The 22,653-nt window shown below is 73.4% G+C and carries 15 protein-coding genes; 11 read left to right on the forward strand and 4 right to left on the reverse strand.

The window, feature by feature from the left end; translation table 11 throughout:
- Positions 1-361 precede the first annotated feature (361 nt).
- Positions 362-565, forward strand: coding sequence for a cold-shock protein (locus AMK18_RS06940; RefSeq protein WP_018104984.1), 204 nt, complete (start codon positions 362-364; stop codon positions 563-565).
- Positions 566-640: 75 nt separating this feature from the next.
- Here AMK18_RS06940 and AMK18_RS06945 read toward each other — a convergent pair whose 3' ends face one another.
- Positions 641-1,243 carry a hypothetical protein gene (locus AMK18_RS06945; RefSeq protein WP_073862063.1) on the reverse strand — a complete coding sequence of 201 codons (603 nt, stop codon included), beginning with the start codon at positions 1,241-1,243 and terminating at the stop codon, positions 641-643.
- A gap of 396 nt (positions 1,244-1,639) precedes the next feature.
- On the opposite strand from AMK18_RS06945, the gene AMK18_RS06950 reads away from it, so the two are divergent.
- Genes AMK18_RS06950 through AMK18_RS06980 form a run of 7 tightly spaced genes read left to right on the forward strand, consistent with a single transcriptional unit; the run spans position 1,640 to position 16,753 of the window.
- Positions 1,640-4,837, forward strand: a complete 3,198-nt coding sequence (locus AMK18_RS06950) for a non-ribosomal peptide synthetase (protein WP_073862064.1) — start codon at positions 1,640-1,642, stop codon at positions 4,835-4,837.
- Positions 4,834-10,356, forward strand: a complete 5,523-nt coding sequence (locus AMK18_RS06955) for a non-ribosomal peptide synthetase/MFS transporter (RefSeq protein WP_073862065.1) — start codon at positions 4,834-4,836, stop codon at positions 10,354-10,356. Before AMK18_RS06950 ends, AMK18_RS06955 begins: the two co-directional genes overlap by 4 nt.
- Positions 10,353-11,843: a class I adenylate-forming enzyme family protein gene (locus AMK18_RS06960; RefSeq protein ID WP_073862066.1), complete on the forward strand. Its 1,491-nt coding sequence runs from the start codon at positions 10,353-10,355 to the stop codon at positions 11,841-11,843. The genes AMK18_RS06955 and AMK18_RS06960 overlap by 4 nt, the downstream gene beginning before the upstream one ends.
- Positions 11,840-14,875, forward strand: coding sequence for a non-ribosomal peptide synthetase (locus AMK18_RS06965; protein WP_073862067.1), 3,036 nt, complete (start codon positions 11,840-11,842; stop codon positions 14,873-14,875). Before AMK18_RS06960 ends, AMK18_RS06965 begins: the two co-directional genes overlap by 4 nt.
- Positions 14,872-15,081: an MbtH family protein gene (locus AMK18_RS06970; RefSeq protein WP_018104978.1), complete on the forward strand. Its 210-nt coding sequence runs from the start codon at positions 14,872-14,874 to the stop codon at positions 15,079-15,081. The genes AMK18_RS06965 and AMK18_RS06970 overlap by 4 nt, the downstream gene beginning before the upstream one ends.
- Positions 15,078-15,338: an acyl carrier protein gene (locus tag AMK18_RS06975; protein WP_073862068.1), complete on the forward strand. Its 261-nt coding sequence runs from the start codon at positions 15,078-15,080 to the stop codon at positions 15,336-15,338. Before AMK18_RS06970 ends, AMK18_RS06975 begins: the two co-directional genes overlap by 4 nt.
- The gene (locus AMK18_RS06980) at positions 15,335-16,753 is read left to right on the forward strand and encodes a condensation domain-containing protein (RefSeq protein ID WP_073862069.1); all 1,419 of its coding nucleotides are present in this window, start codon (positions 15,335-15,337) and stop codon (positions 16,751-16,753) included. The genes AMK18_RS06975 and AMK18_RS06980 overlap by 4 nt, the downstream gene beginning before the upstream one ends.
- Before the next feature lie 15 nt (positions 16,754-16,768).
- Here AMK18_RS06980 and AMK18_RS06985 read toward each other — a convergent pair whose 3' ends face one another.
- On the reverse strand, positions 16,769-17,581 hold the full coding sequence (locus AMK18_RS06985) for a class I SAM-dependent methyltransferase (RefSeq protein ID WP_073862070.1): 813 nt from the start codon (positions 17,579-17,581) through the stop codon (positions 16,769-16,771).
- A gap of 90 nt (positions 17,582-17,671) precedes the next feature.
- Between AMK18_RS06985 and AMK18_RS06990 the strand changes: the two genes are divergently transcribed.
- The 3 genes from AMK18_RS06990 (at position 17,672) to AMK18_RS07000 (ending at position 20,823) form a co-directional block, all read left to right on the forward strand.
- Positions 17,672-18,604: an aminoglycoside phosphotransferase family protein gene (locus tag AMK18_RS06990; RefSeq protein WP_073862071.1), complete on the forward strand. Its 933-nt coding sequence runs from the start codon at positions 17,672-17,674 to the stop codon at positions 18,602-18,604.
- A 51-nt stretch (positions 18,605-18,655) separates the two neighbouring features.
- A complete protein-coding gene (locus AMK18_RS06995; RefSeq protein ID WP_073862072.1) occupies positions 18,656-19,975 on the forward strand; it encodes a VWA domain-containing protein in 1,320 nt (439 codons plus the stop codon).
- Positions 19,976-20,082: 107 nt separating this feature from the next.
- Positions 20,083-20,823 carry an SDR family oxidoreductase gene (locus tag AMK18_RS07000; protein ID WP_073862311.1) on the forward strand — a complete coding sequence of 247 codons (741 nt, stop codon included), beginning with the start codon at positions 20,083-20,085 and terminating at the stop codon, positions 20,821-20,823.
- Between the two features lie 70 nt (positions 20,824-20,893).
- Here the strand turns inward: AMK18_RS07000 and AMK18_RS07005 are convergent, their stop codons facing one another.
- Entirely contained in the window at positions 20,894-21,784 is an 891-nt protein-coding gene (locus AMK18_RS07005) for a GH25 family lysozyme (protein WP_241836471.1), read from the reverse strand.
- A 250-nt stretch (positions 21,785-22,034) separates the two neighbouring features.
- On the reverse strand, positions 22,035-22,550 hold the full coding sequence (locus AMK18_RS07010; RefSeq protein ID WP_073862073.1) for a DoxX family protein: 516 nt from the start codon (positions 22,548-22,550) through the stop codon (positions 22,035-22,037).
- Between the last annotated feature and the right edge of the window lie 103 nt (positions 22,551-22,653).

Raw genomic sequence — 22,653 nt, forward strand, 5'->3', positions numbered from 1 at the left:
CGGTCGGCAGCCCCCCTGCCGGCCGCACCATTCTCATCCCGGCGGGCACTGCTCCATCCGGAGCCGGGCCGACCGCCTCCGGTGCTCCGGTCCGGTGACGCGGTCGCGGACGTCCGGAACGCCACCACCCCCTGATTCCCGGTGAGTACGGCCCCATCAGCACCTTTCCCGGGCATCCGGCGCGACGCGAAGTCGTTGCTCTCTGGTGGAGAGGGGTTTCGCCATGTAGCGTCATCGCCGGAAGTCGTGGTTCGCCGAAACCGCCCGTGCTCCGGCGCGGGCGCCTTGCTGTGCAGGGGCGGACCGGGACACCACTGGGACCGCGTGGTGCGGCTCCCGATATCGACTGAGAGGCACCGGCATGGCCAGCGGAACCGTCAAGTGGTTCAACGCCGAAAAGGGTTTCGGCTTCATCCAGCAGGACGGCGGCGGGCCGGACGTCTTCGCTCACTACTCGAACATCAACGCCTCCGGCTTCCGTGAGCTCCAGGAGGGCCAGGCGGTGACCTTCGACATCACGCAGGGCCAGAAGGGCCCGCAGGCGGAGAACATCACGGCCGCCTGACGCCGTAGTACCACCGTCCGGCCCCCGGGGAGCACGCTCCCCGGGGGCCGGACGCGTGAGACGGCCCTGTGCCGCTCAGCCGGCCGCCCGGGCCGTCCCGCCCTCGGCCGGGACCGGTTCGGTCGCGGTGTACATGGCCGTGCCTTTCTGGATGCCCTTGCCGACGACACCCCGCTTCACCAGGGTCTCCAGGGTGTTGCGCACCACCTGCACCGAGGTGCCGCGCTCCGGGTGCGCCTCGGTCAGATCCGCGTGCACCTCGCGCACCAGGCGCGGTTCGCCCAGGGGCATCAGGGTGCGGATGAGCTGGTGCAGCGGAGCGGTCGCCGCGGCCGCCGCCTTCTTGCCGCTCGTCCTCGCCCGGGACGGCCTCGCCTTCGCGCGCCCGGCGGGCCGGGGGGCCGGGACGGGGGTGCCGGCCGGGGCCTCACCCTCCGCCGGCTTCTCCCCGGTACGCGGCGCGCGGCGCGGCCGAGGGGGTGCCGTCTCTCCCGGCAGCGCGGCCTGCATCCCGGCCAGCCAGGTCTCGTCCGCCCTGAGCCGTTCCAGGCGGGCCCGCAGCCGCTCGATCTGCGCGGTGAGCTCCTTCTGCTCCGCACGGTTGTCGGTGAGATCGGTGGCGAACCGCTCGGCATACATCGTTTGTACGCTCTGCGACGCACTGTCCGCGTTGTTCATGATGGTCCACGCTCCTCGGGCCGGGGGTTTGCTGTCGCACGCCCCCATTCACCACCCGGAAGGACGCGAAAGGTGTAATTTGTGCCCAAGATCCAGCCGAAGGGATGAATGCCCGGCCGGGTCCGGGGCGATCTCATCGGACGGGCGGCATAAGCGCGTCGGATTTCTCAACTCCGTTTGTGTGTACAGGTCTTGCATTGACGCATGCGTGTGCTGTTCATAACATCGCAACACCTGAAGCCGCGATTGACCGGATCTCGCCGGTGGCGAGACCGTTCGGCCGCCGCGGTATTCCCGTACCGCCGCGCCGCTCCGCCCCCCACACGCTCCACACGTCCCCATTGACCTGAAGCAAGCGCACACCACGCCGCTCGGCGTGCGCGCCGAGGGAGTCGGATGAGTACCCAGGCCGTCCAGTCGCACCTGACGCATGGCCAGAAACGTCTGTGGTTCCTGCACCAGATGGACCCCGACGACGCCTCGTACAACATTCCGCTCGTCCTGCGCCTCTCCGGCGAGCTGTCCGAGCCCGCCCTGCGCGCGGCCTTCGACGCGGTGACCGCCCGGCACGCGGCGCTGCGCAGCAGCTTCCCCGCCGAGGAGGGCGAACCGTCCGCGCTGGTGGCCGCACCGGGCCCGGCCGACGTGGAATGCCTCGACCTGCGCGACCGGGGCGACCGGCTCGAACCGCTGATCGCCGAGCGCACGAACCGCGCCTTCGACCTCGCCCGGGGCCCGTTGCTGCGCGTCGCCCTCTTCCGTACGGGAGACACCGAGCACGTCCTGTGCGTGGTCCTGCACCACATCGTCGCCGACGGCTGGTCCCTCAACATCCTGCGCGAGGAGCTGGCGGCGCACTACACCGCACACCTCCGGGGCGGTACCGCCGACCTGCCCGCCCCGCCCGCGCACCCGCACGGGCAGGAGCGGGACGCGGACGAGGAGGAGGCGCGCGAAGCCCTTGCCTACTGGCGGGAACGCCTGGACGGCGCACCCGCCCTGGAACTGCCCCTCGACCGCCCCCGCCCCGAACACCCTTCGCCCGAGGGCGCCTTCCACACCCGGATCCTCACCGGCGCGGGGCCCCTGATCGACGCCCTGGCCAGGGCCCGGCGCTGCACCCCGTTCATGGTGCTGCTCGCCGCCTACCAGGCGACCCTGCACCGCTGCACCGGGCAACGCGACTTCTGCGTCGGCGTTCCCACCGCGGGCCGCTCGGGACCCGACGCCGAACAGGCCATCGGCTACTTCTCGCGGACCCTGGTCCTGCGCTCCGACCTGACCGGGACGCCCACCTTCGCCGACCTGCTCCGCCGCGCCCGCACCACGGTGCTCGGCGCCTTCGCCCACCACCGCGTCCCCTTCGAGGAACTGGCCGAAGCCCTGCGCCTGGACCGGGACCCGGGGCGCACCCCGCTGTTCCAGACGATGCTGACCGTCCACACCCAGGACGCCGGTCTGCTGCGCGACGCGTCCTTCGCCGGTCTCGGCTGCACCGAGCTGGACCCCGCCATGCGGGCCTGCAAGTTCGACCTCACCCTCGACGTGCGCCGGGACGGCGAGGACGTGGTCGCCGTCTTCGGCCACCGCACGGACCTGCTGGACGGCGACCGGGTCGCCCGCCTCGCGCGCTGGTTCGAGACGCTGCTGCGCGGAGCGGTGGACGGCCCGGACACCCCGGTCCACCTCCTGCCGCTGCTGGACGGACCCGAGCGCGCCGCCCTGCGCGCGGCAGGCCGGGGACCCGCCCTGCCCGACGGCCCGCCCACCGTGCACGACGCCATCGCCCGCACCGTCCGCGAACGCCCGGGCGCCGAGGCCCTGCGCGGGCGCGGCTCCTCGCTCTCGTACGCCGAGCTGTGGCAGCGCGCGGGCGGCCTCGCCGCACGGCTGACCGCCGAGGGGGTGCGGCGCGGGGACACCGTCGGCGTGCTGCTGCCGCGCGGACCGCACGCCGTCGTGGCGATGCTCGCCGCCTGGCGCGCCGGTGCCGCCTACCTCCCCCTGGACCCCGACTACCCGCCCGCCCGGATCGCGTACATGGCCGCCGACAGCGGCGCCCGCACCGTCCTGACCACCCGCGACACCTCACGGCCCGAGCTGCCCGGGAGTGTTCGGACGCTGTACGTGGAGGACGCGGCGGACACCGGACCGGCGGGGGAGGGGCCCACCGACCGCACCGCGCCCCTCCCCGACGACCCCGCGTACCTCGTCTACACCTCCGGCTCGACCGGCAGGCCCAAGGGTGTCCTCGTCCCGCACCGGGCGCTGGCCGAGCGGGTGCGCTGGATGCGCGAGGGGTACGGAATCACCGCCGAGGACCGCGTCCTGCACTGCGCCTCACTCAGCTTCGACACCTGCGCCGAGGAGCTGTTCCCCGCGCTGGCCGCCGGGGCCGCCCTCGTCGTGGCTGACCCCGGAGCCACGCTGCCCGACCAGCTCACCGAGGACTTCACCGCCGACGTCACGGTCATGGACCTGCCCACCCCGTACTGGCAGCACCTCGTCGGCGACCCGGACGTCGTCGCCTGGCCGGACGAGCTGCGGCTGCTGATCCTGGGCGCCGACCAGGTCCAGGCCGGCGCCGTCCGGGCCTGGCGCGAGCGAATCGGGGACCGGGTCCGCCTCGTCAACTCGTACGGCCCCACCGAGACCACCGTCATCGCCACGACCGCCGACCTCGACGACGCGGACACCCGCACCCGCCCGCCCATCGGCACCCCGATCGGCGGCGTCACCGCCACCGTGTGCGACGAGCACGGCGGCCCGGTCCCGCCCGGCACCCCCGGCGAACTCCTCCTCGGCGGCACGGGGGTGACCTACGGCTACACCGGACGGCCGGGCGCCACCGCGCGCGCCTTCGTCCCGGACCCGTACGGCCCGCCGGGCTCCCGCCGCTACCGGACCGGCGACCTGGTGCGCCGCCGGGCCGACGGCGCCCTGGAATTCCTGGGCAGGCTGGACGGCCAGCTCAAGGTGCGCGGCTACCGCGTGGAGCCCGGCGAGACCGAGAATGCGCTGCTCGCCCAGCCCGGGATCGCCGAGGCAGTGGTCGTCGCCCACCGCGACACCCTGGTCGCCTACGTGGTCCCGGCCGCCACGGGCCTCGATCCCGTCGCCGCGCGGAGCGCCGTGGGAGCGCTCCTACCGGCCCACCTCGTGCCCGCCGCCGTCCTCGTGCTGGACCGGCTGCCGCTCACCCCGAACGGCAAGCTGGACCGCGCGGCCCTGCCCGCTCCCGAGCAGCGCCCGGAGCTCCGCGCGAGCTATCTGGCCCCGCGCACCGAGGCAGAGGAGCTGGTCGCCGACATCTGGCGTGAGGTGCTGGACGTCGAACGGGTCGGCGCCCTGGACGACTTCTTCGACCTGGGCGGGCACTCCCTGCTCGCCACCCGGGTCATCGCCCGCGTCCGGGCCACCGCCGAGCTCACCGTCCCCCTGCGCACCCTCTTCACCCACCGCACGGTCGCGGCCTTCGCCGAGGCCGTGGAGGCCGCCCTGACGGCCGAGATCGACGCCCTGTCCGAGGAGGAGGCGGCCGCCCTCCTCGCCTCGGACAGCGGCACCCTGGAAGGAACCGGTACGCCGTCATGAGCGACACCACCACAACCCCCGCCGGGCTCTCCGACGCCAAGCGCGCTCTGCTCAGCCGCAGGCTCACGGCAGGCCGCGCCGCCCCCTCCCGCCCCGTCGTCCCCCGGAGACCTGAGGGCGTCGTTCCGCCGCTCTCCTTCGCGCAGGAACGCCTGTGGTTCATGGAGCAGTTCGCGCCCGGCACCGCCGCGTACAACATCCCCGTCGCACGCAGGCTGCGCGGTGCACTGGACCGGGAGGCACTGGCCCACGCCCTGGACACCGTCACCGCCCGGCACGAGACGCTGCGCTCCCGCTACCCGGTGACCGATGACGGCCGCCCCGTGCTGGAGATCGCGGAGCCCGCGCCCGCGCCGCTCCCCGTCGTGGAGGCTCAGGACGAGGAGCACGCCGCGCGGCTGGTGGACGAGGCGGGGGCCGAACCCTTCGACCTGGCCGCCGGTCCTCTGCTGCGTACCCTGCTCGTACGCGTGGCCGACCGCGACCACATCCTGCTGCTGGTCGTCCACCACAGCGTCAGCGACGGCTGGTCCAGCGAGATCCTGATCTCCGAGATCCTGCGCTGCTACGCGGCCCACGTCGCGGGGGAGGGCGACCCCCTGCCCGAACTGCCCCTCCAGTACGGCGACTTCGCCCAGTGGCAGCGCGACCGGCTGAACGGGGACGCGCTCACCACCGAAGTCGCCTACTGGGCGGACGAGCTCGCCGGAGTGGAACCGCTCGTCCTGCCCACCGCCCGGCCCCGCCCGGCGCGGCAGACGTTCGACGGGGCCGGCTACGGATTCCAGGTGGAGCGCGCACTCCTCGACCGGCTCGCCGCCCTCGGCAAGGCACACGGGGCGACGATCCACATGGTGCTGCTCGCCGCCTTCCAGGAACTCCTGGCCCGGTTCAGCGGCCAGCGCGACTTCGCCGTCGGATCACCCGTCGCGGGCCGCCCCGAACCGGAACTGGAGGGCCTGGTCGGCATGTTCGTCAACGTCCTGGCCCTGCGCGCCAGGCTCGACGGTGACCCCACCTTCGCCGAGTTGCTGGACCGCACCCGCGAGACCTGCCTGGAGGCCTACGCCCACCAGGAGTTGCCGTTCGCCCAGCTGGTCACCGAGCTGAACGTGGAACGCGATGTCTCCCGCTCGCCGGTCTTCCAGGCGGTGCTCGCCGTCCAGAACTACGCCACCGGACGCCAGGCCACCACCGGTCCGGGCCTGGACGCCGAGACCTACGGACTGCGCGCCTCGGGCACCCGGTTCGACGTCGAACTGTTCCTCATGGAGTGGCCGGACGGGCTGCGCGGCGCCTTCAACTACAACACCGACCTCTTCGCCGAGGCGGACATCGCCCGGCTCGCCGCCCACCTCGACCGGTTGCTGCACGCCGTGGCCGACCGGCCGGACGTGCCGCTGTCCGACATCGACCTGCTGTCGGACGACGAACGCGCCCTGGAGACCGAGGACTTCAACCGTACGGAGGCGCCGGTCCCGGCCGATGCCACCCTGGTCTCCCTCATCGCCGAGCAGATCGCCCGTACTCCCGACGCCACCGCCGTGACGGCCGACGACGGCAGCCTCACCTACGCCGGGCTGGACGCCGCCGCCGACCGCATCGCCGCCCGGCTCTTCGCGGCGGGCACCGGCCCCGGGGACGTCGTCGCCGTCGGCGCGGAACGCTCCCTCGAACTGGTCGCCGCCCTCCTCGCCGTCCTGCGGGCCGGAGCCTGCTACACCCCGCTCGACGTCGAATATCCGCCCGAACGGCTCGCGTTCATGCTGGAGGACAGCGGGGCGCGGGTGCTCCTGACCCAGCGGGACATCCCCGTCCCCGAGGGCTGCAAGGCCACCGTCCTCCACCTCGAAGACGACGGCGACCTGTCTCGCGGGAGCGCTCCCACGATGTCGGTGCCGACACCGGACGATCCCGCCTACCTCATCTACACCTCCGGCTCCACCGGCCGCCCCAAGGGTGTGCCGAACACCCACCGCGCCATCGTCAACCGGCTGTTGTGGATGCAGCGGAGCTACCCCATCGGTCCCGAGGACTCTGTGCTCCAGAAGACGCCGGCCGGGTTCGACGTCTCCGTCTGGGAGTTCTTCTGGCCGCTGATGACCGGCGCGCGTCTCGTGCTGGCCCGTCCCGGGGGCCAGAAGGACGCCGCCTACCTCAGCGAGCTCATCCGCTCCGCACCCGTGACCGTCGCCCACTTCGTCCCCTCGGTGCTGCCGCTCTTCCTCGCCGAGGAGGGCGCGGGGCGGTGCACGGCCCTGCGCCGCGTCGTGTGCAGCGGCGAGGCGCTGCCGCCCGACACGGCGCGCGCCTTCCGCGAGGCGCTGCCCGGCTGCGCCCTGGCCAACCTGTACGGGCCCACCGAAGCGGCGGTGGACGTGTCGGCCTGGGAGTGCGAAGGGCCGCTGGACATGGTCCCCATCGGCTTCCCGGTCGACAACATCCGCCTCTACGTCCTGGACCGGGCACTGCGGCCGGTGCCCCCGGGCGCACCCGGTGAGATCCACATCGCCGGGACCGGGGTCGCCCTCGGCTACCACCGGCGACCGGGGCTCACCGCCTCCCGGTTCGTCCCCGACCCGTACGGTCCGCCGGGATCGCGGCTCTACCGCACCGGCGACCTGGGCAGGCGCCGCCCGGACGGGGCCCTGGAACACCTGGGCCGCATCGACCAGCAGGTCAAGCTGCGCGGCCTGCGCATCGAACCCGGCGAAATCGAGGCGGCCCTGCGCGCCCTGCCCCCGGTGAGCGAGGCGGCCGTCGTCGTACGCGAGGACACCCCGGGCGACAAGCGGCTCGCCGCCTACCTCGTCACCGCCGACGAGGAGCCCGCGCCCGACCCGCAGGACCTGCGCACCGCGCTCAAGCAGGTGCTGCCGGACTACATGGTGCCCGCCTCCTTCACGGCTCTCCCGGCCCTCCCGCTCACGCCCAACGGCAAGCTGGACCGCCGGGGGCTGCCCGCTCCGCAGATCCACCGGACGACCGGCGCGGCCAGTGCCCCCGGGACTCCGGCGGAACGGGTGCTCGCCGAGGTGTGGGCCGATGTGCTCGGGCTGGACGAAGTCGGTGTGGACGAGGACTTCTTCGACCTCGGCGGCCACTCGCTGCTCGCCACCCAGGTCGTCGCCCGCGCCCGGAGACTGCTCCCGGAGGCAGGCGCCCGGCCGGTCAGCGTGATGGACCTGTTCACCTGCCGGACCGTCAGGGACCTTGCCGCGCTGGCGGACATCCCCGAGGACGCCCGGGGTCCCCGCAGGCTGCTGCACCGCCTCACCCCGCAGGCCCCGGCCGGACGCCTGCGCGCCACTCTGGTCTGTGTTCCGTACGGCGGTGGCAGCGCGGTCGTGTACCAGCCCGTCGCGGATCTCCTGCCCGAGGGCTACGCGTTGTGGTCTGTCGCCATTCCGGGCCATGACGTCGGTGTGACGGAGGAACATCTGCCGTTCGGGGAACTCGCGGAGAGCCTGGCCGCCGAGATACGCGAACGGGTCACGGGCCCGCTCATCGTGTACGGGCACTGCGGTGTCGGCACCGCGCTGGCCGTGGCGACCGCGCGCCTGCTCGAAGCGTCGGGCCGCGAGCTCGAAGCGGTGTACGCGGGCGCGCAGTTCCCCTTCGCCAAGCCGCGCGGACGGGTGCTCGGCGCACTGTCCAAGGTGGCCTCGCTCGAGTCGCTGCTCGGCAACCGGGTGTACGTCAACTGGCTCACCGGCATGGGTGTCGACACCTCCCAGCTCGACCGGGAGCAGACCGAGTTCATCGTGGGCAACATGCGCCGCGACAGCCAGGCCGCCGAGGAGTACTTCACCGGGGCCATCGCGGACGTCGAGGCGGGCGCCCCGAGGCTGCGGGCCCCGCTGGTGTCGCTCGTCGGCGACCGCGACCCGGCCGCCGACTTCTATCAGGAGCGTTACCGGGAGTGGCTGCTCCTCGCGGAGCGGTCGGCGGTCGCGGTCATCGACCAGGGCGGCCACTTCTTCGTGAAGTACCGGGCCGCCGAGGTCGCCGAGGCGGTGACGAGCGTCCACGAGGCGATCCGCGTGGGGACCACCGCGACCCTGCCCGCGCGCTCCCCGGACACGGCCTGGTGGTTCCACGCGGAGACCGGGCCGCCGGGCGACGCCGAGGCGGACCCGGCGGACGGTGACGACGCGAAGGGTTCGGGTGTCCCGGCCCCGGGCACCAAGCGCTTCCTCGCCGTCGTGCTCGGGCAGTTGGGGTCGATCGTGGGTTCCGCGCTCACGGAGTTCGCCCTGCCGATCTGGATTCTGCTGGAGACGGGCTCCCTGGCACGGTTCGCGCTGTACTCCGTGGTGGCCATGCTGCCGGGCATCCTCGTCGGCCCGCTGGCCGGTGCCGTCGTGGACCGGTTCGACCGGCGCAAGGTGATGCTCGCGGGCGACCTCACGGCGGGGCTCAGCCAGGTGGCCATGCTGTGCCTGCTGCTCGGCGGTGTACTGGACACCTGGTATCTGTACGTGCTGCTCGGCAGCCTCTCGGTGGCGCTGACCTTCCAGCGCCTCGCGTACAGCTCCGCGATCCCGCAGCTGGTCCCCAAGCGCTATCTCGGCCATGCCAACGGGGTCGTCCAACTCGCCTTCGGTGCGGCTCAGTTCGTGGTGCCGCTCGTCGCGGTGGCGCTGATGGCGGGCATCGGTCTGCGCGGCATCCTGATTCTCGACATCGCGAGTTACGTGGTAGCGGTCGCCGTACTCCTCTGCGTCAGGTTCCCCCGCACCCTGCCCTGGACCCGCCGGGAACCGGTCATCGAGGAGATCAAACAGGGTTTCGCCTACACCTGGCGGCACAAGGGCTTCCGCTCGATGCTCCTGTGGTTCGCCGCGCTCAACCTCTTCCTGTCGCCGCTGTTCCTGCTGGTGACGCCCCTGGTGCTGTCCTTCGACACCCTGGACGGGGCGGCGGCGGTGGCCACGGCGGGCGGGGCCGGGGCCGTCGCGGGCGGGCTGATCATGGGGGTGTGGGGCGGGCCCCGCAGGCACCGGGTGCGCGGCATGCTGGCGCTGGCCGGGGTGTTCGCCCTGGCCGGGGCGGTGACCGGGCTGCGGGCCGACCTCTGGGTGATCGGTGCCGGTGCCTTCGGGATGTCCTGCGCCATCGCCCTGGTCAACGGGGTGTACTCGACCATCGTCCAGGTGAAGGTCCCGCAGCGGTTCCACGGCCGCGTCTTCGCCCTGAACACCATGGTCGCCTGGTCCACCCTCCCCATCGGGCACGGACTCGTCGCACCCCTGGGCGCCCGGCTGTTCGACCCGTTGCTCGCCGACGACGGTGTGCTGGCCGACAGCGTCGGACGGGTGCTGGGCACGGGGCCGGGGCGTGGGATCGGGCTGATGTACCTGCTGTGCTGCCTGGTGATGCTGGCGCTGGTGGCCCTGGCCCTGCGGCTGCCGGTCCTCGCCCGCTTCGACCGCGACGTGCCGGATGCCGAACCCGACGACCTGATCGGACTCCGTGAACGCGCGGCCGCGCTCGCCGCTGCGGGGGATGACCGGTGAGCCCCGCCGCGCCCCCGCGCTCCCTGATCGAGCTACTGGTCCACCGCGCCGACCTCCACCCGGACCGCGTCGCCCTCCGCAACGGCCCGCGCGCCCTGGACTTCGGCACCTGGCGCGACCGGGCCGCCGCCCTCGCGCACGGCCTGCTCGCCCGTGGCCTGCGCCCCGGCGCTCCGGTCGGGCTGCGCTACGGAAGTACGGAGTGGACCGATTACGCGGTCGCCTACTGCGGGGTGCAGTGGGCGGGCGGCATCGCCGTACCCCTGTCCGACCGGCTGGCCCCGGCCGCCGCCGCGCACATCGTCGGGGACAGCCGGTGCGCGGGCGTCCTGCACGGCGAGGGCGGGCCACCGCCCCGGCTGCCCGCAGGGGTGTGGCGGGCGGCCGGCGACGACTTCGAGACCGGGGCCGGGGACGGGCTGCCGTTCCCCGACCCGTCCGCACCCGCCCAGTACCTCTACACCTCCGGCACCACCGGCCTCCCCAAGGGCGTCCGGGCCACCCACGCCAACCTCGCCCACGGTTGCACCCTGGACGAACGCCGCAGACCCCTGCGCCACTCGCGCACCTTCCTGCACAGCTTCCCGATCGGCACCAACGCCGGACAGACGATGCTCGTGAACTGCCTGGACACCGCCGCCACCGGTGTCGCCGCCCCGCAGTTCACCCCGCTGCGGTTCGCCCGGCTCATCGAGGAGCACGCGGTCGGCAGCGTCTTTCTGGTGCCCGCGACCGCCATCGAACTCCTCGCGTCCACCGCCCTCACCCGCCGCGACCTCAGCACGGTCAAGCTGGTCGGCTCGACGGCTGCGGCACTCCCGCAACCCGTGGCGCTACGGCTGGCGCAGGCGTTCCCCGGAGCGCAGATCGTCAACTACTACACCTCGACCGAGGCCGCGCCCGCCCAGATCACCCTGCTGTTCGACCCCGACCACCCCGACTCACCCGGCCGCCCCGCCTCACTCGACCACCTGCGCATCACCGACGCCGAAGGGCGCCCGGCGGCCACCGGCGAACCCGGCGAAATCTGGCTGCGCTCACCCACCGCTCCCCGCGCCTACCTGGGCGCCCCCGACGCGGACGCCGAGGTCTTCCGGGGCCGCTGGGTGCGCATGGGCGACATCGGGCGGCTCGACGCGGACGGCTACCTCCACCTGCTCGACCGGGAGCGCGACGTCATCAAGTCCGGCGCCCACAAGGTGTCCACCATCCAGGTCGAGAACGCGCTGCACGCCCACCCGGACATCGCCGACGCCGCCGCGTTCGGCATCCCGCACCCCGTGCTGGGGAGCGTCGTCGCCGCCGTCGTCGTGCCCCGGCAGGGCGAGCCGGACACCACCCGGCTGCGGGCCTTCCTGCTCGACCGGCTCGCCGCGCACGAACTGCCGGCCCGGATCCTCTTCCGCGCCACCCTGCCCCGCAACGAGGGCGGCAAGGTCCTCAAACGTGAACTCCACCGGCTCCTGGACGACGAGGCGACCCCATGACCCCCATCTTCGACACACCGGCCCCGCTCGACCCGGCCCAGCACGGGCTCTGGGTCACCGAGCAGACCCTCGACACCGAATCGGCGTACCACCTCAGCCTCGCCCTGCACATCCAAGGGCCCCTGGACCCCGCAGCCCTGGCGACGGCCTGGGGCGACTACGTACGGGCCACCCCCGTGCTCGCCTCCCGCACCGATCCCGCAGGGCCGGGCCTGCTCCCGGGCGAGGCACCGCCCCTGCGCCTGGTCACGGCCACGCCCGGCGACCTCGGCAAGCTCCGCGAGGAGGAGACCGCCGCCCGCTTCTCACCGGGTGAGGCCCTGGCACGCGCCACGCTGTTCACCACCGCCCCGGACCGGCATCTGCTGCTCGTGGTCGCCCACCACCTCGTCTTCGACGGCGAGTCCAAGGACCTTCTGGTCACCGGAGTGGCCCGGGCGTACCGGGCGGTCACGGGGGAGACCGGGCAGCTCCCGGCCGCCGAGGCACCGGCACCCGCGCCGCCCGTCTCCGAGGCGGATGTCCAGGACGCGACCCGCTTCTGGGCGGGCCGCCGGCACGACACCCAGGCTCCCGCCTTCCCCGGTCTCACCGCCCACCAGGCGGACCCCATCGCCCCGGCCCCCGGCAGCGCCTGCGGTTTCCGGCGCGACGGGGCGTGGCACGCCCGCCTGGTCACCGCCGCCGCGACGCTCGGCGTCACCCGCTTCGAACTCCTCACGGCGGCCTGGCACGCCCTGCTGCTCCGGTACGGCAACACCGCCCCCGCCACCGCGATCGAACTCTCCACCCGCGTGCCCGGCGCGCCTCGGCAGGTCGGCCTGCACGTCAACGAACTGCCCCTCTTCACCGACCCGCGCCCCGAGCCCACCTTCGCGGACTTCGTCCAGGAGGTCCGGGCCGAGCTGCGCGCTCTCTACGCCCACCGCACCGTCCCCCTCAGCCGTGCGGTGCGCGGACTCACCCCGCGCACCGCGCTGTGCCCGGTCTCCCTCAGCTACCGGCGGCGCGACACCTCCCGGCCCGCCGACTTCGGCCCCGGCCTCGACGTGCGCGCCGAGTGGACCGGCTTCGCGCGCACCGCCCGCAACCTCGCCCACCTCCAACTGGTCGACGCGCCCGACAGCCTGGAGGGCAGCCTCCAGTACCGCACCGCCGCCTTCGAGAGCGAGGCGCCCGCCCGCGTCCTGGACCACTTCCTCACCCTGCTCGAAGGGGCCCTGGCCGCCCCGGACACCGCCCTCGGCCTGCTGCCGGTCCTGCCGCCCCGGGAACGTGCGACGCTGCTCGCCGACACCACCCGCGCCCCGGGCAACGCCCCCGCCACCCTGCCCGCGCTGTTCGCCGCCCAGGCCGCCGCGACCCCGGACGCCGTCGCCGTCATCGAGGGCGACACCACCCTCACGTACGCCGAACTCGACGCCGCCGTCCGCCGCCGCGCCCACCGGTTGCGCGCCCAGGGGGCCGGTCCCGGCGCCCTCGTCGGCATCGCCCTGCCCCGCTCGGCCGCCCAGCTCGTCGCCGCGCTCGGCACGCTCACCGCCGGTGCCGCCTACCTGCCGCTGGACCCCGACCACCCGGCGGAGCGGCTGGCGTTCCTCCGCGCCGACTCCGGGATCAGCGTGGAGACCGCCACCGATCCGGGGCCGGAGGACCTGGACCGGCTGCCCGACGCCCCGCCCGCGCCCGCGCCGCCCGCCCTCGCGGACCCCGCTTATGTGCTCTACACCTCCGGCTCCACCGGTGTGCCCAAGGGCGTCGAGGTGTCGCACGGGGCCCTCGCCAACCTCCTCGCGGCGCTGCGGGACACCACCGGCACCGGTCCCGGCAGCCGTTGGCTCGGGCTCACCTCGCTCTCCTTCGACATCTCCACCGTCGAACTCTTCCTCCCCCTCGTCACGGGCGGCACCGTCGTCCTCGTCCCGGAGGGCCGCCACCGCGACGGCACGGCACTCGCCGAGCTCGTCGACCGGCACCGGCTTACCCACGTACAGGCCACCCCCAGCGGCTGGCGCACCATGCTCGCCGCCGGGCTCCACGCGCCGGACCTGGTGGCCCTGACCGGGGGAGAGGCCCTGCCCGACGCCCTCGCCCGCGAACTGCGCACGGCCGTGGGCCGGTTGGTCAACGTGTACGGGCCGACCGAGACGACGGTGTGGTCCACGGCCGCCGAGCTCGGATCCGACGACCCCGTGACCATCGGCCGCCCGCTCGCCAACACCCGCACCTACGTCCTGGACGCCCTCCTCCAGCCGCTGCCGCAGGGGCTGACCGGCGAGCTGTACATCGGCGGTGACGGTGTCGCCCACGGCTACCGGGGCCGCCCCGGGCTCACCGCCTGCCGCTTCGTCCCGGACCCGTTCGGCCCGCCCGGAGCCCGCCTCTACCGCACGGGCGACCTCGTCCGGCGCACCGCCGACGGCCGCCTCGCCTTCGCGGGCCGGTCCGACACCCAGGTGAAGGTGCGCGGCCACCGCATCGAACTCGGCGAGATCGACACCGCCCTCGGCAGCCACCCGCAGGTCGCCCAGGCGGTGACGGTGCTGCGGGAGACCCCGGACGGCGAGTCCGGGAGGCTCGTGGCCTACGTGGTGGCCGCGCCCGACCACGTACCACCCACGCCCCAGGCACTGCGCGACCACCTCGCCCGCTCGCTGCCCGCGGCGGCCCTGCCCGACGCCTACGTGGCGCTCGACGCGATGCCGCTCACCCCCAACGGCAAACTCGACCGGGCCGCCCTGCCCGAACCACCGCGTGAACGAGTGACCGGCGAAAGCCCTGTTGTGGGCGCGGGCGACGAGGGCGTCACCGCCACCGTCCTCGCCATCTGGCGCGAGGTGCTGGACCTCGACGACCTCGGCCCCGACGAGGATCTGTTCGACCTCGGCGGCCACTCCCTCACCATCACCGCCATCGCGGGCCGCATCCGCAAGGAGTACGGCGTCGCCGTGCCCTTCGACGTCTTCTTCGACAGCCCTACCGTCCACGGCATCGCCGCGTGCGTCGCCGCACTCATCGAGGAGAACCAGTGAACACACCCGCCCTGCGCTACCTGGTGGCGGTCAACGACGAGGAACAGCACGCCCTCTGGCCTGCCGAAACCCCCTTGCCCGCCGGGTGGCGGCCCGAGGGGTTCAGCGGTACGGAGGAGGAGTGCGTGGCCCACGTCGACCAGGTGTGGCCCGACATCAGGCCCCTGAGCCTGCGCCGCCGCCTCGCCGCCGGGGAGGACAGGTGAGCACCGCCCAGGACCCGGCCACCGGTCCACGCGCACGGCTCGCCGGGCTGATCAGCGCCGCCATGGACGGGCAGCTCGCCACGGCCGAGATCCTCACCGCCCGGGGCACTCTCACCGAACTGGGCGTCAACTCCCTCGCGTTGCTCCGGCTCGCCGACACCCTGGAGGACGAGTACGGCGTAGAAATCGACCTCGCCGACCCGGCGTTCTACCAGGAGAGCATCGACAGCCTGGCGGCCCGGCTGGTGACCGGATGAACGACCTCGCCACCGCCCGCACCCTGCACATCCCCTTCGCCGGGGACAGGGCGGGCACGGCACCCCTCACCTGGGGCCAGCGGGCGATCTGGAACGCGATCCTGCGCACCGCGCCCAACGACGTCTACTTCAACATCGGGCGCCTCCTCCCGCTGGGAGAGCGCGGACGCGTCACGGACCTGGCCCGGTTCGCCACGGCTCTCACCGCCCTGATGGAACGTCACGAGGCTTTGCGCACACGGCTGTACGACGATGAGGGCGGCGAACCCCGCCAGTCGCTCACCGACTGCGGCGCCCTGCCGGTCACCCTGGTGGACGAGCCCGACCCGGAACGGACCGAGGCCACCGCCCGCACCCTGCTGGACGAACTGACCGCCGCCCGCTTCGACTACGCGCGGGAATGGCCGCTGCGCGTCGGCGCCGTCTGCCACCGGGGCCGGGTCACGCATGCGGCGCTGGTCCTCTGCCACCTCGCGGCCGACGGCCACGCCGCCGAACAGGTGGTACGCGACCTGCGGCTGCTGGTGCGCCGGGGCTCGGCCGGGCGGGCTCCGCGCACCAACCCCCTCGACCTCGCCCGGGACCAGCACGGACCGGCCGGTGTCCGCCGCAGCGAACGGGCCCTCGCCCAGTGGGAGAGCTTCTACCGGACCATGCCGCCGACCATGTTCCCCCGGCAGGCCGCCGCTCCCCGCACCCCCCGCTTCTGGAGCGGCCGTCTGGTGTCCGAGGCGCTGATGAGGGCGACGGACACGCTCGCGGCCGCCCACCGGATCAGTGGGTCGACGGTCCTGATGACCGCCCTGGCCGCCCTGGTCGCCGCCGAGGGCGGCCACCCCACGGCGGCCATGATGCCCATCTCCGCCAACCGGGCCGCCGAGGACCGGCGGGACCTGGTGGCGATGCTCTCCCAGGACGCGCCGTTCCTGCTCGACACGGCCGGATCCGAACGGTTCACGGACCTCCTGCCGGTGGCGTGGCGCGCGGCCCTGGCGGGATACCGGGCCGCGTCCTACGACCCGGTCGCCTGGGAGGCCCTGCGCGAGCGCGTCGGCCGGGAACGCGGCACCCCCGTACACCCGTACTGCTGCTACAACGACCAGCGGTTCTTCGTACGCCCGCCGGGCGAGGGGCCGCCGCCGGGTGCGGCGGAGCTGCGTGCGGCACGGGCCCGTACGGAGTTCGGCTTCCCGGCCACCGAGGACAAGCTCGGCTGCCGGTACTGCGTCCACGTCACCGAGGAGGAGGGCGTCCTCGCCGTCATGCTCACCGCCGACACGGCCTACCTCCCGCCGCCCAGGATCAGGGCGCACCTGTGGGCACTGGAGGAGCTGGTCGTCGCCTCGGCCTGCGGCGAGGCCCCTCTCCTCGCCGGTCTCCCGGCTCTCCTGGCGCGTGCGGAGGCGGCCGCCTGACATGCGAGCCACTGCCTACGGCTGCCGAGGGCGGCGCCCCCACGCGGAGATCATCGGCGCCGTCGCGAGGTCGAGGCCGCCGGTCTCGACGTTCGTCAGATGACGGTCGATCTCCTCGTCGGTGGCCAGCCCCGCCGCCACCAGCCGGCCCCGGATCTGGCGCACCGTCGCCGCCTCCAGGACCGTGCACGCCGGGGAGGTGATCGGGAAGTACGCGTCGGCCCGGACGTCTTCGAGACCCGACTCGCGCAGCAGCCGGGGCAGCGTCCTGCCGTACTCCAGATCCGCCCCGCGCCCCGCCATCAGCGACCGGAAGCCCGAGCGCAGCCGGTTGGCGAGCCGCTGCTCCGGCCCCGACTCGTCCGGGCACAGCAGCGGCTGCAACCCCGGATCGGCGTCCTCCAACAGCAGCACGCCGCCGGGCCGCAGCGCCCCGACCATCCGGCGCAGCGCCTCCGCGCGGTCGGTGACATGCACCAGGACCAGCCGGGCGTGCACCAGATCGAAACCGCCCTCCGGCGGCGGGTCGGCGGCCACGTCGTGCTCCAGCACCTCGATCACCCCGCCGGCGATCCCCCCGGTCCAGGACACATCGATGTCGGTGGCGACCACCGCCCCGTCCGGACCGACCCGCTCGGCCAGACCGAGCGGCACGGACGGCCCGCCCGCACCGACCTCCCAGCACCGCATGCCGGGCCCGATGCCCAGCTGGTCGACATGGCGGAACGTCACCGGGTCGAAGAGTTCGGAGAGCGCGCCGAAGCGGACGCCCGCCTCCGACTGCTGGTTGTCCAGGAGATAGCCGTGATCGGGTGTGTGCTGAGCCATGGCGCAATTCTGACAGCCTGGCCGGAAACGGCCGGACGGCCCGCCCCGGCGCGGAAATCGGCTCGACAGGCGGGCGCGCGGCACCGTGTGATGGTCCGGACCGCCCGCCGCACGCAGTGGGCCGAGGACAGGGAAACGCCGTTGGCAGCCACGAGCGACCGCCCCACGATCGACACCCCGCTGGTCAGGCGGCTGGTCGACAGCCAGTTCCCGCAATGGGCCGGACTGCCGCTGGAACGGCTCACCCAGGCCGGTGCCGACCATGTGATCCACCGGCTCGGCGGCGAGCTCTCCGTAAGGCTGCCGCGCTACGCCGGTGCGATCGGGCAGGCCCGCAAGGAGCTCACCTGGCTGCCCCGGCTCGCCCCGCACCTCCCGCTCGCCGTCCCCGAGCCCGTCGCGGTGGGGGAGCCGGGCCTCGGATACCCGTGGCCGTGGGCGGTGACCCGCTGGCTGGACGGCGAGCCCGCCACCGTCGAGGCCCTGGGCGACTCGCACGGGACCGCCGTGGCGCTCGCCGGATTCCTGACGGCCCTGCGACGCCTCGAGCCCGTTCCGCTCACCCCCGACCTCGACCGCACCGCGGACTCGCTGCACGGCCGGGACCCGGCCACGCGCGCGGCGATCGCCGCACTGGACGGTGTGTTCGACGCCGGGGCCATGACGAAGGTGTGGGACGCGGCACTGGACGCGCCTGCCTGGGACCGGCCCCCGGTCTGGGTGCACGGCGACTTCCACACCGGCAACCTGCTCACCCGCGACGGCCGCCTCAGCGCCGTCATCGACTTCGGCGGGCTCGGCCTCGGCGACCCGGCCTGCGACATGATGATCGCCTACACCCTGCTGTCGGCGGACAGCCGGGCCGCCTTCCGCGCGGCGCTCGGCCCGGACGACGCGACCTGGACACGAGGGCGCGGCTGGGCGCTGGCCACGGGGCTCAACGCCTACACCTTCCACGCCGCCACCGACCCGCGCGTGGCCGCGCAGACGACCCGCCAGATCAACGCGGCTCTCGCCGGCTGAACACCCGGGCCCCGTCGACCGCACGGAACACCGGCAGGCAGACTGGGTGCCGTGACGACACTGAGCAAGGGCGCCAACATGCCGGTGGCCCCGTCCGCCGTCCGGGCCGTGCTGAGCTGGACGGCCGGGCCCGGTGTGCCCGACGTCGACGCCTCCGCGCTGGTGCTGGGCGCGGACGGGCGGGTCCGCTCGGACGGCGACTTCGTCTTCTACAACCAGCCCCGGCACGCCTCCGGGGCCGTCCGCCACCTCGGCAAGCAACCCGGCTCCGACACCCTGGAGGCCGACCTCGCCGCGCTGGGCCCCGAGGTGGAACGGATCGCCCTCTGCGCCTCGGCCGACGGCGGTACGTTCGGGCAGGTGCCGGGTCTCCATCTGCGGCTGCTGGACGCTGGGTCCGGAGCGGAGCTGGCCCGCTTCGACATGGCGGCCGGCCCGGAGACCGCCTATGTGTGCGGGGAGCTCTACCGGCGGGCCGGCGGATGGAAGTTCCGCGCCGTGGGCCAGGGGTACGCGAGCGGGCTCGCCGGCCTGGCGACGGACTTCGGTATCAGCGTGGACGAACCCCGTACGGCACCGGCCCCCGCCGCCCCCGCTCCGCCGCGCCCCGGCAAGGGCGAGGAGCACCTGCCGGTCGACATGCGCAAGCGCCTCTCGCTGCGCAAGCAGCAGGTGGCCGTCAGCCTGAGCAAGCACGGCCTGGACCGGTTGACCGCTCGCGTGATCCTCGTCCTCGACGCCTCCGGATCGATGAGCGCCCTCTACTCGCGCGGCACCGTCGCCGGGGTCACCGAGCGCATGGCGGCCGTCGCGGCTCAGCTGGACGACGACGGCGATATGCAGGCGTGGACCTTCGCCTCGAACCCGGCCCGGCTCCCCGATCTGACCATCGGTGAACTGCCCGAGTGGCTGCGGCTGCACGTGCGGGTCGGCCAGGTCAGCCTGTTCGGGCGGAAGAAGCCCCAAAAGGGACTGGCCCCCGGCCAGGTCGACATGCGGGCGGTCGGCATCCAGAACGAGGAGCAGAAGGTCATCGCCGAGGTCCGCGCGTATGTACGCGCCAACCCGGTGCCCGCGCCGACGCTCGTCCTCTTCTTCTCCGACGGCGGTGTGTACCGCAACGACGAGATCGAGCGCGAACTGCGCGCGGCGGTCGAGGAACCCGTCTTCTGGCAGTTCATCGGCCTCGGACGGGGGCAGTACGGAGTCCTGGAGCGGTTCGACACCATGCCCGGACGCCGGGTGGACAACGTCGGCTTCTTCGCCGTGGACGACATCGAGCAGCTCTCCGACCAGGAGCTGTACGACCGGCTGCTCTCGGAGTTCCCGTCCTGGCTGCGGGCGGCCCGGCAGGCCGGCATCCTGCGCTGAGCCGTACGGGTCATGAGCCGCCGGACGGCCGGGTTACGGCACCTATGGCCGGGAACCCCGGGCTTACGGTGGCGGCCGGCCACCCCCGGCTCACGGAAGGCTCGTCCATGAAGATCACGGTCATCGGCGGTACCGGACTGATCGGCTCCCGGCTCGTGTCGAAGCTGCGCGAGGCCGGGCACACGGCGGAACCCGCCTCCCTGTCGACCGGCGTCGACCTGCTCACCGGCCAGGGCCTCGGCGAGGCGCTCAGCGGCGCGGAGACGGTCGTCAACGTCACCAACTCGCCCACCTTCGACGCCGCGTCCCCCGACTTCTTCCGTACGACCATGGGAAACCTGCTGACGGCCGGTGAGCAGGCCGGTGTACGCCACCAGGTCGTGCTGTCCATCGTCGGGGTCGACCGGGTACCCCAACTGGACTACTACCGGGCCAAGACGCTCCAGGAGGAGCTGCTGCGCAACGGGCACACCGCGTACTCCATCGTGCGCGCCACGCAGTTCTTCGAGTTCATGGACGCCGTCATGTCGTGGACCTCCGACGAGGACACGGTCCGGCTCCCCGCCACCCGCCTCCAGCCCATCGCCGCGGCCGACGTGGTCGCCGCCCTCGCGGACACCGCCACCGGCGCGCCGCTCAACGGGACGGTCGACGTGGCCGGGCCCGACGTCTACCCGCTCGACAAGCTCGGGCGCCTCACCCTGGCCGCCCGGGGCGACCACCGCACCGTCGTCACGGACGACCGGGCGGGCATGTTCGCGGCCGTGAAGGGCGACCCGCTGATCGCGGGCCCCGGGGCGCGCATCGCCACGACCTCGTACGACGAATGGCTCGCCGGGACCCGCTGAGACGGGAGGGCGGCCACACGGTGCGAGCCGGAGCCCGTACCGTGTGGCCGCCCTCTGTCCAGCCGGTGTCTCAGGTGTTGTTGGCCAGAGCCAGCAGCCGGGTGGCGTCACCGTTGAACCGGTCGCGGTCCACGGCTCCCGAAATGCCGCCCACCGAACCGGAGTCGGTGTACTGCCAGAACGTCCAGTACGGGAAGCCCTTCGGGATGGTGGGGCTCGCCGCGCTCGTCCAGTGCGCGGTGAACAGCGGGCTGCGCGCCGACATGCCGCTCCAGCCGCCCGTGCACGAGTTCCACCAGCTCGCACTGGTGTAGATGACGACGTCGCGGCCCGTCTTGGCCTTGTACGTGTTGTAGAAGTCGAGGATCCACGACTGCATGGCGGAAGCCGACTTGCCGTAGCAGCCGCCCTCCAGGTCGAGCATCCCCGGAAGTGTCAGGTTGTCCCGCGACCACGCGCCGCCGTGGCCTGCGAAGTAGGTGGCCTGGGCCGCTCCGCTGGACAGGTTGGGACGCGCGAAGTGGTACGCGCCCCGGATCACCTTCGCGTTGTAGGCGTTGAGGTAGTTGGCGTTGAAGTTGGGGTCCTTGTACGTGGTGGACTCGGTGGCCTTGATATAGGCGAACTTGATGCCCGCCGACTTCACCGACGACCAGTTGATCGAGCCCTGGTAGTGCGAGACGTCGATGCCGGGGAGCGTCGTCGCCTGGATGGAGGCGCTGCTCTCCGGAGTGAGGTCCACGTGCCGGTTGTCCGGGGCGAACGTGTCGCCGTCGGCGAGGTAGCCGGCGCCCATGTACCCGTCGCCGAGCGGGATGGCCCCACTGGACGACGCGGGCGGCTGGGGCGACGCCGAGGCCGGCACGGCGGTGACGGTGGGCACCGCCACCATGCCGAGACCGACGGCTCCGAGGGCCACCAGCTTGCGGAGTGCGGGTCTGCGGCTGCGGATCGATAACACGGGAGCCTCCTGGGGTGAGCGGCGCGAAGGGGGGTCTACTCGCGTAGCATGTGGAGCGGTTCCGAGCGTAGCGGCGGGTCCGGGAGATGGCCTGTCACGGAGTGCGGGAGAGCCGCATTCTTGACGAGGGCACGCCACGAGTGACGCATGAACACCACTGCGTCGTAAAGGGTTTCGGATTGGTCTCTGTGGTCCAGTCCAGTGAAGAATCCGCCGAGCTGGGGCGACACCGCCAACCGGGTGAGAAGTTTCACTCCGCTGAAACCCCGGCGTGCGCCCGGCGGTCCGGCAGGCGGACACCACGGTCCCTCGCCGCGAGCAGCGCGACCGCGATGTAGACCGCCTGCTCGGGGATCCGGAACCACAGCGGTGTCGCCGGATCATCGCCGAGCGGGACGTCCGCCACGGCGGCGTACACATTGGCGGGCAGCATCAGCACCAGGAGCACCGCGAGACCCAGCCCGGCCACGGGCCGTGTCGCCGTCCGTACGAGCCCGGCGGCACCGAGGAGTTCCAGCACCCCGGTCCCGTACACCACCGCATGGGGGAGCGGGACGAACGGGGGCACCATAGCCGTCAGGTCGTCGTGGCTGGGCATCACACCGCCGCCGTCCGGCACGAAATGCGCCGCCCCGCTCGCCAGGAACAGCACCGCCAGGCCGTGGACGACGGCGGCCCGCCAGCTCGCGAACCGGTGAACGCCCAGCGCACCCAGAAGCCGGAACACCAGCGTCGGTCCGGCGAGAAGCATGAGGGATTCGAACATCAGGTCCTCCGAGAACGGCGATCGGCACGAGCACGACCGCCATGCTTCCCGGCCCGCCCCGGTCCGGGCCCCAACTGGGCCCGCGGAGACGGCATTCGACACC

It is taken from the genome of Streptomyces sp. CB01249 (genome assembly GCF_001905735.1).
Lineage (GTDB): Bacteria > Actinomycetota > Actinomycetes > Streptomycetales > Streptomycetaceae > Streptomyces.

Coding starts and splice junctions, on each gene's coding strand:
- AMK18_RS07010 (WP_073862073.1), bottom strand. CDS start 22,550: ATGTTCGAATCCCTCATGCTTCTCGCCGGACCGACGCTGGTGTTCCGG.
- AMK18_RS06965 (WP_073862067.1), top strand. CDS start 11,840: ATGACCCCCATCTTCGACACACCGGCCCCGCTCGACCCGGCCCAGCAC.
- AMK18_RS06955 (WP_073862065.1), top strand. CDS start 4,834: ATGAGCGACACCACCACAACCCCCGCCGGGCTCTCCGACGCCAAGCGC.
- AMK18_RS06990 (WP_073862071.1), top strand. CDS start 17,672: ATGGTCCGGACCGCCCGCCGCACGCAGTGGGCCGAGGACAGGGAAACG.
- AMK18_RS06950 (WP_073862064.1), top strand. CDS start 1,640: ATGAGTACCCAGGCCGTCCAGTCGCACCTGACGCATGGCCAGAAACGT.
- AMK18_RS06985 (WP_073862070.1), bottom strand. CDS start 17,581: ATGGCTCAGCACACACCCGATCACGGCTATCTCCTGGACAACCAGCAG.
- AMK18_RS06940 (WP_018104984.1), top strand. CDS start 362: ATGGCCAGCGGAACCGTCAAGTGGTTCAACGCCGAAAAGGGTTTCGGC.
- AMK18_RS06980 (WP_073862069.1), top strand. CDS start 15,335: ATGAACGACCTCGCCACCGCCCGCACCCTGCACATCCCCTTCGCCGGG.
- AMK18_RS07000 (WP_073862311.1), top strand. CDS start 20,083: ATGAAGATCACGGTCATCGGCGGTACCGGACTGATCGGCTCCCGGCTC.
- AMK18_RS06945 (WP_073862063.1), bottom strand. CDS start 1,243: ATGAACAACGCGGACAGTGCGTCGCAGAGCGTACAAACGATGTATGCC.